This is a genomic window from Pseudarthrobacter sp. J47 (genome assembly GCF_049810315.1).
Lineage (GTDB): Bacteria > Actinomycetota > Actinomycetes > Actinomycetales > Micrococcaceae > Arthrobacter.
On record NZ_CP187358.1, the window covers coordinates 1,651,008 to 1,665,881 of the forward strand.

11 protein-coding genes are annotated in these 14,874 nt (G+C 65.6%); 9 read left to right on the forward strand and 2 right to left on the reverse strand.

Annotated features, from left to right (window positions below; all coding sequences use genetic code 11):
- Nucleotides 1-30 precede the first annotated feature (30 nt).
- From acnA to ACPJW8_RS07395, 9 genes are all read left to right on the forward strand, one after another.
- Entirely contained in the window at nt 31-2,841 is a 2,811-nt protein-coding gene (gene acnA, locus ACPJW8_RS07355; protein WP_330188596.1) for an aconitate hydratase AcnA, read from the forward strand.
- 130 nt (nt 2,842-2,971) lie between these two features.
- Entirely contained in the window at nt 2,972-4,945 is a 1,974-nt protein-coding gene (gene dxs / locus ACPJW8_RS07360) for a 1-deoxy-D-xylulose-5-phosphate synthase (protein WP_330188595.1), read from the forward strand.
- A complete protein-coding gene (locus ACPJW8_RS07365) occupies nt 4,942-5,505 on the forward strand; it encodes a DUF402 domain-containing protein (RefSeq protein WP_330188594.1) in 564 nt (187 codons plus the stop codon). The genes dxs and ACPJW8_RS07365 overlap by 4 nt, the downstream gene beginning before the upstream one ends.
- Nucleotides 5,502-6,062 (forward strand): hypothetical protein, encoded by a 561-nt coding sequence (locus tag ACPJW8_RS07370; protein WP_330188593.1) that lies wholly within the window; start codon nt 5,502-5,504, stop codon nt 6,060-6,062. Before ACPJW8_RS07365 ends, ACPJW8_RS07370 begins: the two co-directional genes overlap by 4 nt.
- 42 nt (nt 6,063-6,104) lie before the next feature.
- Nucleotides 6,105-7,082 carry an aldo/keto reductase gene (locus tag ACPJW8_RS07375; protein WP_330188592.1) on the forward strand — a complete coding sequence of 326 codons (978 nt, stop codon included), beginning with the start codon at nt 6,105-6,107 and terminating at the stop codon, nt 7,080-7,082.
- An 11-nt stretch (nt 7,083-7,093) separates the two neighbouring features.
- Nucleotides 7,094-8,122, forward strand: a complete 1,029-nt coding sequence (locus ACPJW8_RS07380; RefSeq protein WP_330188591.1) for a nucleoside hydrolase — start codon at nt 7,094-7,096, stop codon at nt 8,120-8,122.
- Between the two features lie 96 nt (nt 8,123-8,218).
- Nucleotides 8,219-9,028, forward strand: a complete 810-nt coding sequence (locus ACPJW8_RS07385) for an ECF transporter S component (protein ID WP_330188590.1) — start codon at nt 8,219-8,221, stop codon at nt 9,026-9,028.
- Nucleotides 9,029-9,038: 10 nt separating this feature from the next.
- Entirely contained in the window at nt 9,039-9,782 is a 744-nt protein-coding gene (locus ACPJW8_RS07390; RefSeq protein WP_425256466.1) for an energy-coupling factor transporter transmembrane component T, read from the forward strand.
- Nucleotides 9,772-11,340 (forward strand): ABC transporter ATP-binding protein, encoded by a 1,569-nt coding sequence (locus tag ACPJW8_RS07395; protein WP_330188588.1) that lies wholly within the window; start codon nt 9,772-9,774, stop codon nt 11,338-11,340. Before ACPJW8_RS07390 ends, ACPJW8_RS07395 begins: the two co-directional genes overlap by 11 nt.
- Here the strand turns inward: ACPJW8_RS07395 and ACPJW8_RS07400 are convergent.
- Nucleotides 11,337-13,493: a 3-hydroxyacyl-CoA dehydrogenase NAD-binding domain-containing protein gene (locus ACPJW8_RS07400; RefSeq protein ID WP_330188587.1), complete on the reverse strand. Its 2,157-nt coding sequence runs from the start codon at nt 13,491-13,493 to the stop codon at nt 11,337-11,339. The genes ACPJW8_RS07395 and ACPJW8_RS07400 overlap by 4 nt on opposite strands.
- On the reverse strand, nt 13,490-14,767 hold the full coding sequence (locus ACPJW8_RS07405) for a thiolase family protein (RefSeq protein ID WP_330188586.1): 1,278 nt from the start codon (nt 14,765-14,767) through the stop codon (nt 13,490-13,492). The genes ACPJW8_RS07400 and ACPJW8_RS07405 overlap by 4 nt, the downstream gene beginning before the upstream one ends.
- Between the last annotated feature and the right edge of the window lie 107 nt (nt 14,768-14,874).

A 14,874-nucleotide genomic window follows, 5' to 3' on the forward strand; every position in this document is an offset into this window, starting at 1 on the left:
AGATGAAACTGTTGCGAGAGGAGTCCTGCGATGAGCACTGTGGACAGCTTCGGTTCAAAAGGCAAACTTAATGTAGCCGGAACCGAATACGAAATTTTCCGGTTGAACTCCGTTGAAGGTGCAGAAAACCTTCCGTTCAGCCTCAAGGTATTGCTTGAAAACCTGTTGAGGACCGAGGACGGCGCGAACATCACAGCCGATCACGTGCGCGCCTTGGCCGGCTGGGATCCCAACGCCCAGCCAGATACAGAAATCCAGTTCACGCCTGCCCGCGTGATCATGCAGGACTTCACGGGTGTTCCCTGTGTCGTCGACCTCGCCACCATGCGCGAGGCTGTCAAGGAACTGGGCGGCGATCCCACCCGGGTGAACCCGCTGGCACCGGCAGAAATGGTGATCGACCACTCCGTCCAGATTGACGCCTTCGGCAACGCCGGCGCACTGGAGCGCAACATGGAGATCGAGTACCAGCGCAACGGTGAGCGCTACCAGTTCCTGCGCTGGGGCCAGACGGCCTTTGATGACTTCAAGGTTGTCCCCCCGGGAACCGGCATTGTGCACCAGGTCAACATCGAGTACCTGGCACGCACGGTCATGACCCGCGAGGTGGACGGTGCGCTGCGTGCGTACCCGGACACTTGCGTGGGCACCGATTCGCACACCACCATGGTCAACGGTCTGGGCGTCCTCGGTTGGGGCGTCGGCGGCATCGAAGCCGAGGCCGCCATGCTGGGCCAGCCCGTCTCCATGCTGATCCCGCGCGTTGTGGGCTTCAAGCTCAGCGGGTCCATTCCCGCAGGCGCTACGGCTACCGACGTTGTACTGACCATCACCGAAATGCTGCGCAAGCACGGTGTTGTGGGCAAGTTCGTGGAGTTCTACGGTGAAGGCGTTGCCGCTGTGCCGCTCGCCAACCGCGCCACCATCGGCAACATGAGCCCGGAATTCGGTTCCACGGCCGCAATGTTCCCCATCGACGACGTCACATTGGACTACCTGCGCCTGACCGGCCGCTCCGACGAGAACGTTGCGTTGGTTGAGGCTTACGCCAAGGAACAGGGCCTCTGGCACGATCCCTCCCGTGAACTGCGTTTCTCCGAGTTCCTTGAGCTGGACCTGTCCACGGTTGTTCCGTCCATCTCCGGCCCGAAGCGTCCCCAGGACCGCATTGAGCTCACGGATGCCAAGGAGCAGTTCCGCAAGGACATCCACAACTACGTCGCCATCGAGGACGGCAGCGTGGACGAGGCACTGGACGAATCCTTCCCGGCGTCGGATGCTCCGTCCTTCACACACGCTGATTCGCACACCACGGAGACCAGCCGCGTTGTGTCCGCCGCAAACGGCGCCACCGGCCGGCCCTCCAGCCCGGTGCACATCGTCATGGAAGACGGCCGCGAGTTCGAACTGGACCACGGTGCCGTGTCGATCGCCTCGATCACCTCGTGCACCAACACGTCCAACCCCTCCGTGATGCTGGCCGCCGCCTTGCTGGCACGCAACGCCGTGGAAAAGGGACTTGCTGCCAAGCCGTGGGTCAAGACCTCGGTCGCACCCGGTTCCAAGGTCGTCACCGACTACTACGAAAAGTCGGGCCTGACCCCGTACCTGGAGAAGCTCGGCTTCTACATCGTGGGCTACGGCTGCGCCACCTGCATCGGCAACTCCGGTCCGCTGGAGCCCGAAATCTCCGAGGCCATCCAGGCCAACGATCTCTCCGTCACCGCGGTCCTCTCCGGAAACCGCAACTTCGAAGGCCGCATCAACCCGGACGTCAAGATGAACTACCTGGCCTCCCCGCCGCTGGTCATCGCGTACGCCCTGGCCGGTTCCATGGACTTCGACTTCGACGCCGATGCCCTGGGCCAGGATGCCGACGGCAACGACGTCTTCCTCAAGGACATCTGGCCGAACCCGGTGGAGGTCCAGGAAGTCATCGACTCCTCGATCGACAAGGAGATGTTCGCCAAGGGTTACGAAGGCGTCTTCGAAGGTGACGACCGCTGGAAGGCGCTCGACACCCCGGCCGGCGACACCTTCGCCTGGGATCCGAACTCCACGTACGTCCGCAAGCCCCCGTACTTCGAGGGCATGCAGGCCACCCCGTCGCCTGTTACGGACATTGAAGGTGCCCGGGTGCTCCTGAAGCTGGGCGATTCGGTCACCACCGACCACATCTCCCCGGCCGGCTCCTTCAAGTCCGACACCCCCGCCGGCCAGTACCTGCTGGCCAATGGCGTGGAGCGCAAGGACTTCAACTCCTATGGCTCCCGGCGTGGCAACCACGAGGTCATGATCCGCGGCACGTTCGCGAACATCCGCATCAAGAACCAGCTCCTGGACGGCGTGGAGGGCGGCTTCACCCGCGACTTCACCCAGGCTGACGGCCCGCAGGCCTACGTCTACGACGCCGCCCAGAACTACCAGGCAGCCGGCACCCCGCTGGTGGTCCTGGCAGGCAAGGAATACGGTTCGGGTTCGTCCCGAGACTGGGCTGCCAAGGGTACCGCGCTGCTGGGCGTCAAGGCCGTTATGGCTGAGAGCTACGAGCGCATCCACCGCTCCAACCTGATCGGCATGGGTGTGCTGCCCCTGCAGTTCCCGGCTGGCGAGTCGGCTGCGACGCTTGGCCTCACCGGCACGGAAACCTTCGCTGTTGAGGGTGTGACTGCCCTCAACGAAGGCATCACCCCGAAGACGCTGAAGGTCACGGCCACTGCCGAGGACGGTTCCGTGAAGTCCTTCGACGCCGTGCTGCGCATCGATACGCCGGGCGAAGCGGACTACTACCGCAACGGCGGCATCCTGCAGTACGTGCTGCGCCAGATTTCCGCCAACTAGCGTAAATCGCGCCACCGCGCGCTGAGCGCCAAGGCCCCGGCCGGTCACTGACCAGCCGGGGCTTTGACGTTCTTCCCGGAGCCGAGGCGTTAGAGTTAACAGGCATGTCTACCATCCGAAGGAGGGCCCATTGGGAATCCTGGATACCATCCGGAATCCGCAGGACCTGAGCGAGTTGTCCCGCGAGCAGCTCGATGAGCTTGCCGCGGAGATCCGGTCTTTCCTGATCAGCAACGTCTCGCAGACCGGCGGCCATCTGGGACCCAACCTCGGCGTCGTCGAGCTCACCATGGCAGTGCACCGCATCTTTGACTCGCCCCGGGACAGCATTGTGTTTGATACCGGGCACCAGTCCTACGTCCACAAGCTGCTCACCGGCCGGCAGGACTTCAGCACCCTCCGCCAGCAGGGCGGCATGTCCGGCTACCCGTCCCGCGCGGAATCCGAGCACGACATCGTCGAGAGCTCGCACGCCTCCTCGTCGCTGTCCTGGGCGGACGGCATTTCCCGCGCCCGCCAGCTGACGGGTGAGGGCGACCGCTACGTCGTCGCCGTCGTCGGTGATGGTGCCCTCACCGGCGGTATGGCCTGGGAGGCCATCAACAACATTGCCGCTGACAAACGCCGCCGCGTGGTGATCGTGGTGAACGACAACGGCCGGTCCTACGCGCCAACAGTGGGCGGCTTCGCCGACTACCTGGCGTCACTGCGCCCCACCATCGACTCCCTCCGGGCGGCCCCGGCCTACGAGGGCACGTTGGACTGGTGGAAGAAGAAACTCCAGAACGGCGGCCCCGCCGGCCAGTTCACCTACAAGAGCCTGCACGCCATGAAGAAGGGCATCAAGGACTGGTGGGCTCCGCAGGGCATGTTCGAGGACCTCGGCATGAAGTACATCGGCCCGGTGGACGGTCATGACCTCGCCGCCCTGGAGCACGCACTCTCCACCGCCCGCACCTATGCCGGGCCGGTGATCGTGCACTGCATGACGGAGAAAGGGCACGGCTACGCGCCGGCCCGCGCCCACGAGGCTGACCAGTTCCACGCCGTCGGCGTTATTGATCCGGAAACGGGAGAGCCTACCGCTTCCGCCGGCGCAGCGTCCTGGACCTCGGTGTTTGCCGACGAAATCGCCGATATCGCAGACGAACGGCCGGACATCGTGGGCATCACCGGTGCCATGCTGATTCCGGTAGGCCTGCACAAACTGGCGGCAAGGCACCCGGACCGCGTGATCGACGTCGGAATCGCTGAACAGCATGCCCTGACGTCCGCGGCCGGCATGGCGTTCGGCGGCCTGCACCCGGTGGTGGCTATTTATGCCACGTTCCTCAACCGTGCCTTTGACCAGCTGCTGATGGATGTGGCCCTTCACAAGGCCGGCGTTACCCTGGTCCTGGACCGGGCGGGCGTCACCGGTCCGGACGGCGCCAGCCACCACGGAATGTGGGACATGGCCATGGTGCAGATTGTTCCCGGACTGCACCTTGCTGCTCCCCGCGATGCCACGCGGCTGCGGGAAGAACTCCGTGAGGCCGTGGCGATTGCCGACGCTCCCAGCGTTGTCCGTTTTTCCAAGGGTTCAGTGGGTGCCGAGGTAGAGGCAGTGGAAAGGCTTTCCGACGGCGTCGATGTCCTGGCGCGCCGCCCTGCCGGTTCCACAGACAACGACGTCCTGATCGTCAGCGTGGGCGCCATGTCAGAGCTCGCCCTGGACGTTTCCAACAGGCTGGGCGCGCAGGGCATCAGCACCACCGTGGTTGATCCGCGCTGGGTGCTTCCGGTCCGGCGTTCCATCATCGCGCTGGCTTCGCGGCACCGCCTGGTCATCTGTATTGAGGACGGCGTGAGGGCCGGCGGCGTGGGCTCGCGCATCCGCCAGGAAATGCGGGCTGCCGGCGTGGATACCGCGCTGAACGAGGTAGGCCTGCCTGTTGACTTCCTGGACCACGGCACACGCGGCCAGGTCCTGGAACGCGTGGGGCTGACTGCGCAGCAGATAGCGCACGACGTCGTTGCGCAGGTTTTGGGGACCAAAGTGCCTTTTGCGCGTCCCCTTCCGGGCCACCAGCACCCAAGCACCGGAAGCCTGCCGATCCTGTGACGTTCAGCGAACCGGACCGCCGCCCCGCAGGACTGGCGCCCGGCCACCTTGTGGTGGCCAGGAACAGGAAATGGGATGGCACCGCACACTGGGTGGTGCCCGGGCGCTATTTGGGGGAGGACCAGCACGGGTGGTGGATTTTCCAGCCAGCCGGTTCCTTCTGTTCGCGCCCCGGAGCGGCTTTCCATGCCGCTTCCGACGCCGTGCTCCTGGTGCCGCGCGAGGGCGACTATGTGGCCACCTATTACGACGACACGTACCCGGGCGACTTCAGGCTGTACATAGACCTGGCGCTGGCCCATGAGTGGCGGCCCATCAGGCCCGACGTCACGGAATTCCACGTGGTTGATATGGACCTGGACGTCATCAGGTCCGCGAAGCACGGCGTCTACATTGACGACGAAGACGAATTTGCCGAACACCGGCTGGCCATGGGCTATCCGCAACCGGTGGTGGACAGGATCAGGGAGACCGCAGACGCGCTCTTCCTGGCGGTCAAGGCGCAGGATCCGCCGTTCGATGGAACGGAAACTTACTGGTTTGGAAAAGGACGGCAATGAGCGGAATTATCCGGGTATACAAGCGCGACGAGGACGGCGTGCTGAACTTCCGTGAGGCCTGGTTCGACGAGGACTATTCGCAGTTCGTGATGAACTACGGAGTGGTGGGGCACCAGAGCAAAACCGAGGAAACCGACGTCGCCGGTTCCGAGGCCGCAGAGAGCCTGATGGCGGCTTTCGCTGCCCAGTGCGACGAGGACGGCTACGCGGAGATCCCCGAAGAAGAGCAGTTCTGGGTGGTGGCGCAGTACGCCTTGAAGACCCGCGAAGGCACGGATCGGGACCGTTACCTGGAGGAGAAGGCCAAGGATGCGCTGATCAGCCACCTGGCCTGGCGGGGCCTGGGCGTGGTGGACCGCTCCGCGTTCAGCGATTTCAAGCTGAACATCTATTGCCTCTGCCCTGACGTGAACAAGGCGGTCAACGCCATCAAGGTGTGCATCCGGGGCGAGGACCTGGATTTCACCAAGCTGAGCATCGGGGCGGCCCCCTATTCCGATCCCACCGCAATGCGGCTGAAGCATGCGCCGCGCGCAGGAGCAGTCTTCAGCCTGTAGGCGTTCCTTGGCAGCGGCCTGGGCCGGTATAGGGTTGAGACTATGACTGAATACCGCCGTTTGGGTACGTCCGGACTGAGCGTTTCCGTAGTGGGCCTGGGGTGCAACAACCTCGGCCGGCCCAATACGGTGACCGAATCGCAGGAAGGCAGTGACGCCGTCGTCCATGCCGCCCTGGACGCCGGAATCACCTTCTTCGACGTCGCTGACACTTACGGACGCGAGCCGGGCCTGAGCGAGACAATCCTCGGAAAGGCCCTGGGCGGCCGGCGCGGGGACGTGGTGGTGGCCACCAAGTTCGGCATGGACATGCGCGGTGCCAACGGCAACGATTTTGGCGCCCGCGGCTCGCGCCGGTACATCGTGCGCGCGGCAGAAGCATCTTTGCGGCGCCTCGGCACCGACTGGATCGACCTCTACCAGTTCCATACCCCCGATCCGCAGACTCCCATTGAGGAAACGCTGGCGGCCCTCGATGACCTCGTCACCAGCGGGAAGGTCCGCTACATCGGGCACTCCAACCGCGCAGGCTGGCAGATCGCCGAGGCCGAGTATGTGGCCCGTGCCAGCGGCGGCGCCCGCTTCATCTCCACCCAGAACCACTACAACCTGCTGGACAGGCGCGCTGAACTGGAAGTCACACCGGCGGCTGAAGCATTTGGTCTGGGCGTGCTGCCGTACTTCCCGCTGGCCAATGGCCTGCTGACCGGCAAGTACGCGCCGCACAAGGCCCCGGAGGGCTCCAGGCTCAGCCACACGCGCAAGAACCTGGTGGACGACGCCGACTGGGAACAGCTGGGCCAGTTCAGCGCGTTCGCCTCGGAGCGCGGGCTGAACGAGGTGCAGGTGGCCTTCTCGTGGCTGGCCGCACAGCCGTCCGTGGGCAGCGTCATCGCCGGTGCCACCAGGCCTGAACAGGTGCGCCAGAACGCAGAAGCCGCGGACTGGAAGCCGTCCGCCGATGATCTGGCGGAACTGGACGACATCTTCCCGAAGGTGCCCAAGGTGGCACTGTTCTAGGCCCTGCGGACATGGCAAGCCTCCTGCTGGATGTGGACACCGGCATCGATGACGCCCTGGCCCTGGCGTACCTGGCATCGCTGCCGGATGTGGAATTCGTGGCGGTCACGGCGTCCCCGGGCAACGCCGATGTGGACCAGGTGGCACGCAACACGCTGGCCGTCCTGGAGCTGTGCGGCCGGACCAACGTTGAGGTAGCCGTCGGCGCCCGCGCTCCGTTGAAGATTCCGCTTGTCACCACGCCGGAGACCCACGGTCCGCAGGGCTTGGGGCACGCAGTCCTGCCGCCGCCGTCGGGGTCCCTCTCCAGCCGGGACGCGGTGGACCTGTGGGTGGAAGCGGCACGCAACCGCCCAGGTGAACTGACGGCGCTTATTACCGCACCCCTGACCAACTTCGCGCTGGCCATCCGCAGGGAGCCCCGGCTCCCTGAACTGCTCCGCAAAGTGGTTATTATGGGCGGCGCCTTCTACCACCAGGGCAACACGACGCCCACGGCAGAGTGGAACACGCACGTGGATCCGCACGCCGCCAAAGAAGTGTACGACGCCTACCGTGGGATGCCGGCTGACCGGCTTCCTGTTGTGTGCTCCCTGGACACCACGGAACGGATCGAAATGCGCCCCGAACATGTCGCCCTGCTGGCGGCGGAGGCGGGCTGCGCTACAGAGGAGCTGGTGCTGCCCGGGCAGCCGGAAGGGCTCCGGAGCACCCAGGACAACCCCTTGGTGCGCCATTTGTCCGACGCCCTGCGGTTCTACTTCGAATTCCACCGCGAATACGACCAGGGCTACGTGGCACATGTGCACGACTTCTTCGCTGCCGGCGTTGCTGCGGGGACACTGGAGTACTCCACGCGGCCTGCCACAGTGGACGTAGAGGTCGATTCACCGCTGCTGATGGGCACCACAGTGGCCGATTACCGCAACCTGTGGGGCCATGCGCCCAACGCCCTGATCGTTTCAGGGAACAACCCGGAGGCAGCGTTCGCCGAGCTCATCAGGTCAATCGGCGGACTGGCCCGGCGGCTGGCTGCCTGACGCTAAACTGGTATCCGCTGCCGAGGTGACATAGGCAGTCCAACGCACAGCCTTGACACTATCCGGGCTGGAGAGCCCGAACCCTGAAGGACAACCATGTCATCCTCGCCCTTGACGCTGCCCGAAGCCGGTCCGGCGGCCCGGCGGAACCGCCGCATCCTGGAAATCCTCGGCGCCGCAGCGATTGCCGGAACATACATTTACCTGGTCCTGAACCAGCCCGCGGATATTGCGTCCGGTCCGGGCAGTGCATCCGCCCTCATCGCCCTCTCCGGCTTCCTGGCCGGTGCCATCCTCCTGGTGATCGCGGTGCTTCCCACCCTCCCCACCACAACCGTGGTCCTGATCCCGGTGGCGCTCGTCCTGAACATCGTGATGGGCCAGTTCGTCGGCAGCACGCTGGTGCCGTTCTACCTGGATGCCATTGGCACGGTCCTGATTGCTGTCCTCGCCGGTCCCGCCGCCGGTGCAGCCACGGGGGCACTGAGCAGCATCGTCTGGTCCTTCTTCAACCCCACGGTCCTGCCCTTTGCGGCCGGCGCGGCGCTGGTCGGCTTCCTGGCCGGCCTCGCTGCCCGTCACGGCTTCTTCCGGCGGTTCTACCTTGCCCCCGTGGCCGGCTTCGTGGCGGGCATCCTTGGCGGCGTGGTGTCCGCTCCGGTGGCCGCGTTTGTGTTCGGCGGCACGTCCGGCGTTGCCACGGGCGCCATCGTCAGTGCATTCCGGGCGATGGGCGATACCCTGCTGGGAGCGATCACCAAGCAGGCCCTGATTTCGGATCCCATGGACAAGGCCATTGTTTTTACCCTGGTGGCGCTGCTGGTTTACGCCCTTCCCCGCCGGGTCACCTTCGCGTTCCCGTTCGTGCGCCGTCACCGGGTGCTGGCCGGAACCAGGGACTCCTAGCCTGGGCCGGCTGAACCCGCTCACGCACCTCACCGCCGTCGTCGCTGCTGTAGTGGTGACGACGGCGGTGGGCCAGTGGCTATTTTCCCTTTCCGTACTCCTCGTGGCAGCAGCCGGAACAGTGGTGGCCGGTACCTGGCGCAGGGTGTTACCCGCGGCCGGAATGATCCTGTTGCCGCTGGCGGCATCGCTGCTGCTGACGCATGGCTTGTTCCATCCGGAGGGCAGGACCATCCTGTGGGTGTGGGGTCCGGCCAGGCTCTCTGCTGAAGGGCTGGCGCTGGCCGCCACGCTGATCCTGCGCGGGGCCGTGCTGGTGGTGCTGTTCCTCGGCCTTTCCTTCAGTGTGCGGCCAGCGGACATCATGGCGCTGTGCAACAGCTACCGGGTTCCGGCGCAGGTGGGCTTTGTCCTGTGCTCCACCCTCACCATTGCGCCGGCCGTTGGCGAGCGCGTGCGGCGGATCCGCGAGGCCCAGCAGCTTCGAGGCGTGTCCAAGGGAACTACCCTGCCTGCCCGGCTGGCCTCTTTCCGCATCCTGGCTGTGCCGCTGTTGCTGTCCCTGATGCATGAAGCCGGCCAACGTGCTGCTGCACTGGAGACCAGGGGTTTCGGCGGCACGGGACGGCGCACCAGCCTTATGGAAGTGCCTGACTCGCGGCTTCAGGCAGCATTCCGTTGGGTGGTTGGCCTGGGGCTGCTGGTCTTCCTTGTTCTCTGGTTTGGTCCCGGGGGAGGCGGCAGTGCGCCTTAGCATCGACTCCTTCAGTTATCCGGACAGCCGGGACCCGGTCCTGGCCGGCGTGGAGGTCGGCGCCGGACCGGGCGGGTGCGTGCTGGTGGCCGGCGGGTCCGGGAGCGGAAAAACCACGCTCGGACTGATCCTCGCCGGTGTGCTGCCTGGCCAGCACCGGGGATCCATGACGGGCACCGTTGAACTGGGGGGCCATGTCCTTGCCTTCCCGGCGGCCCAGGCGTCCCGGGTGGACCACCGGCAGTGGGGTGCGCTGGCAGGTTACGCGGGCCAGGACGCTGCGGCACAGTTATCCACTATTGCGTCCACCGTGGAGGCGGAGATTGCGTTTCCGCTGGAGAATGCCGGGCTGCCGCGGGCGGAGATGACTGAACGGGTCAGGGAAACCGCAAGTGCCCTGGGACTGGCGGAGCTGCTGGGACGCCATCCCGCAGAATTGTCCGGCGGACAGCAAAAGCTGGTAGCCATCGCTGCCGCCATCGCCCGCCGCCCGGGATACCTCGTCCTGGATGAGCCCCTTGCCGGGCTGGACCTGGAAGCCCGGGCCCTTGTCAGCAATGCCCTCCGCACTCTCGTGGAGGACGGGATGGGCGTTATCCTCCTCTCCCAAGACCTTGCCGGCGCGGGCATGGTGCCGGACAGGGTGCTTCTCCTCGACGCCGGACGGGCAGTTTTCGAAGGAACCCCTGACGCTGCGGCGGTCCAGGCAGCGGTCCTTGGCCTGCCGGTTCTTGGCGGAGCAGCAACTGCGCCCGCCCGTCATACCGGCAGCGTGCTGCAGCCACGTACCGGGCAGGCGAATCCGGTTGTTGCTGCTGAGGGGCTTGGCTTCGGATACCCAACCAGCCAGCAGCGCCGATGGAGAAGGCAGGTCCCGGCAGCGCCTGTGGTGGATGGCGTCAGCCTCACAGTGGCGGCGGGGGAGTGCGTGGCAGTTGCAGGCGCCAATGGATCCGGAAAGTCCACCCTGCTGCGGCTCCTGACCGGGTTGTCAGCTCCGCAGCAGGGAGAGCTCAGCCTGGAGCAGGGTGCGGCGCATCGGGGGACGGGCCTGGGCGCCCTGCTCCAGAACCCGCGGGAGCAGCTGTTCGAACGGACCGTATGGCGTGAAGTGGCAGCAGCCGTGCCAAGGAGTGTAGGAGATGCCGGGCGCGCCCTCAGGGTTGATGAGGCCCTGGGACGCTGTGGTCTCCTGGATGCTGCCGGGGCCCACCCCTACGAGCTGCCGGCATCCGGGCAGCGCCTGACCGCATTGGCTGCCCTGTTGGCGCAGGCACCCCGCTTTATTGCCCTGGACGAACCCACCGTGTCCCTGGACGGGCCGGGGCTCGAAATCCTCGGCGCGGCCATCGAGGACGAGGCTGCCCGTGGGGCGGCGATCGTGATGGTCACCCACGACCTCGACTTCGCGTACCGCACCTGTGCGAGGCTGTTGGTCCTCAGCCAGGGGAGGCCTGTGGCCGACGGTGCGTTCGCCGATGTGCTCGCGACGCATTTCGGCGCCGGTGCGGCCTTTGGGGTTGCCGCACCGGCCGCCTGGCCGCGCAAACAGACCTAGGCTGTCCTGGAAGCGACGCCGGGCTCGAGGAACCGCCTGCCGTTGACGCGCTCCGAAGCCCCCACCCGGTCCAGGTAGGGCGTGATGCCACCCAGGAACATGGGCCAACCGGCGCCCAGGATCATGCAGAGGTCAATGTCCTGCGGCGCGGCCACCACGCCTTCCTGGAGCATCAGCCCGATCTCCTCAGCCAGGGCGTCCTGGGTACGGCGGAGCACCTCGTCCGCCGTGGACGGTGAGGAGCCGAAGGACATCAACGCGAGGGTGGCTGCGGGGATTTCCTGCTTTCCGTCAGCACCCGGTACCCAGAGCGACGTGATGCCGTTGTCGATGAGTTTCTGCAGGTTCGCCGACACCTTGAAGCGGTCACCGAATGCTGCGTGCAGGGATTCCTGGACATGCTGGGCAACGGGAAGGCCAACCATCGCGCCCAGCGTGAACGGGGTCATGGGGAGCCCCATGGGCCGCAGCGCATTGTCAGCGACCTCCGCGGGCGTGCCTTCATCAAAGGCCGCCGTCACCTCGCCCATCAGCCGCAAGAGGATCCGGTTCACCACAAACGCTGCGGCGTCCTTGACCAGCACAGCTGATTTCTTCAGTCCCTTCGCCAGCTCGAATGCGGTGGCCAGGACTGCGTCATCTGTCTTCGGGGCGCGCACGATTTCCAGCAGCGGCATCACGGCCACGGGGTTGAAGAAATGGAAGCCCACCAGCCGTTCCGGGTGCTCCAGGTCTTCGGCCATGGCGGTGACGGACAAGGAGGAGGTGTTGGTGGCCAGGATGCAGTCCGGACGGACGATGGCCTCCACTTCGGCGAAGACCTGCTTTTTGACGCCGAGCTCCTCGAAAACTGCCTCAATCACGAAGTCGGCATCCGCGAACGCCTCCTTGGAAACAGAGCCACTGACCAGGGACTTCGTACGGTTGGCTGCGTCGGCACTGATGCGCTTCTTTGCCAGGAGCTTGTCCACCTCGCCGTGAACGTAACCCACGCCCTTGTCCACCCGGGCCTGGTCGATGTCCGTCAGTACCACCGGCACCTTCAGCTGCCGGGCGAACAACAGGGCAAGCTGGCTGGCCATAAGGCCGGCCCCTACAACGCCAACCTTGGTCACGGGACGCGCCAGGGAACGGTCCGGCGCTCCGGCGGGCCGCTTGGCCCGCTTCTGGACCAGGTCCAGGAATGCGTACACGGTGGAACGGAATTCCTCGGTCTGCATCAGGACGGCCAGGGTGTTGGCCTCCAGTTCGGCGCCTTCACGCTGGGTCAGCGTACGGTTTGCCTCCATCACGTCCAGCACCTTGGCGGGGGCAGGAGATGCGTTGGACGTCTTGGCCTCGATGAAGGCCCGGCCTCCCGCAATGGCAGCCGCCCAGCGTTCGGCAACTGCGGGATCGGCAGGATCGACGGCGTTGCTCCGCGCAGGCGACTCGGCTCCGGCAATAACGCGGGCAGCCCAGGCAACTGACTGTTCGACGAAGTCGGCGGGCTCGAAGAGGGCATCGGCAATGCCCAGGTTGAACGCTGCAGGACCATTCAGGGTCCTGTTGTTGCTCAGCGGGTTTTCGATCATGACCTTCACGGCGTTCTCCGGCCCGATGAGCCGGGGCAGGATGTAGACGCCGCCCCACCCGGGGATGAGGCCAATGAAAGCTTCGGGAAGCGCCAGTGCCCCGGCCGCCGTCGAGACTGTGCGGTAGGTGGACTGGAGCGCAATTTCAAGCCCGCCGCCCAGGGCGAGGCCGTTGATGAACGCGAAGCTGGGCACGCCAAGGTTGCCCAGGGTGCCGTAGACGTCGTGGCCGAGCTGGGCCATCCACAGGCCGTGTTCGGTCCTGTCCAGTGTTTTGACTGATGAAAGGTCCGCGCCGGCCACCAGGAAGTACGGCTTGCCGGTGACGCCGACGCCGACGATCTCCCCCCGTGCTGCGCGTTCCTTCAGGCCTTCCAGGACGGTGCCCAGTTCCACGAGCGTGTTGGGGCCCAGTGTTGTGGGCTTGGTGTGGTCCAGGCCGTTGTCCAGGGTGATCAGGGCAAAGGTGCCCGGGCTTTTGCCGTTGACGGGCGGCAGTTTGATGTCCTGCACGTAGGAGTGCGTGACCGTCTCGTCGGGGAAAAGTTCTGCGAGCTTGTTAAAGTCTGCGGCGCTCATGCGGCGGCTCCTTCGGTGGTGGCAGCGTCGTCGCTGACGGTCTGGTTGCCACTGTAGTCAGGGTGGTGGGGGTTTTCCCAGATGACGGTTGCGCCCATGCCCAGGCCAATGCACATGGTGGTGATGCCGTACCGGACGCTCGGGTCTTCTTCGAACTGCCGGGCCAGCTGGTTCATCAGGCGGACTCCGGACGATGCCAGGGGGTGGCCCACGGCGATGGCACCGCCGTAGCGGTTGACCCGGGGGTCGTCGTCCGAAATTCCGAAGTGGTCCAGGAAGCTGAGGACCTGGACGGCAAAAGCCTCATTGATCTCGAACAGGCCGATGTCCGCAATGTCCAGTCCGGCGTTCCTCAGGGCTTTTTCGGTGGCCGGGACGGGTCCGATGCCCATGACCTCAGGTTCGACGCCGGCGTATGCGTAGCTGACCAGCCGCATCTTGACCGGCAGGCCCAATTCCTCCGCGGCGTCCGCGGAGGCCAGCACTGCTGCCGTGGCGCCGTCGTTGAGCCCGGCGGCGTTTCCGGCCGTAACGCGTCCGTGGGCACGGAACGGTGTGCGCAGCGAGGCAAGGTCCTCCAGGGTGGTTCCCGGGCGGGGCGGTTCGTCCACGCTGTTGACCGTCCAGCCCTGCCCCGGCTTCATGGTGGCAACAGGAACCAGGTCCGGCTGGATCTGCCCGTTCGCGTAGGCGGCAGCGAGCTTGTCCTGCGAAGCGACAGCGTAGGCGTCGGTACGTTCTTTGGTGATAGAGGGAAAACGGTCGTGGAGGTTCTCGGCGGTGTTGCCCATGTTCAGGGCTGCCGGATCCACCAGGCGCTCGGACATAAAACGCGGGTTGGGGTCCGCGCCGGAGCCCATGGGGTGGTTGCCCATATGCTCCACACCGCCGGCAATGACGACGTCGTAGGCTCCGAAACCGATGCCGCTTGCCGTGGTGGTCACGGCGGTCATGGCGCCGGCACACATCCGGTCAATCGCGAAGCCCGGGACGGTGCGGGGAAGGCCGGCCAGGAGCGCTGCCGTGCGCCCGAGCGTCAGGCCCTGGTCGCCGGTCTGGGTGGTTGCGGCCACGGCCACTTCATCGATGCGTTCCGCGGGGAGGGCGGGATTGCGCCGCATCAGTTCACGGATGCACTTGACCATCAGGTCATCGGCCCTCGTTCCGGCATAGATGCCTTTCTCCCCGGCGCGGCCAAAGGGTGTGCGCACGCCGTCCACAAAGACGACGTCGCGCACGGTACGGGGGGTGCCGGTTCTCCGGTGTTGGCTCACGTGATGCTCCTCATTGAGAATTCGGTGCCGGATGATCCGCAGGTGCTTCATCCAAGGCAGTGGATTCCAATGTTACTCGTGAGTAACATTGCGTGCAAGGATGCGGA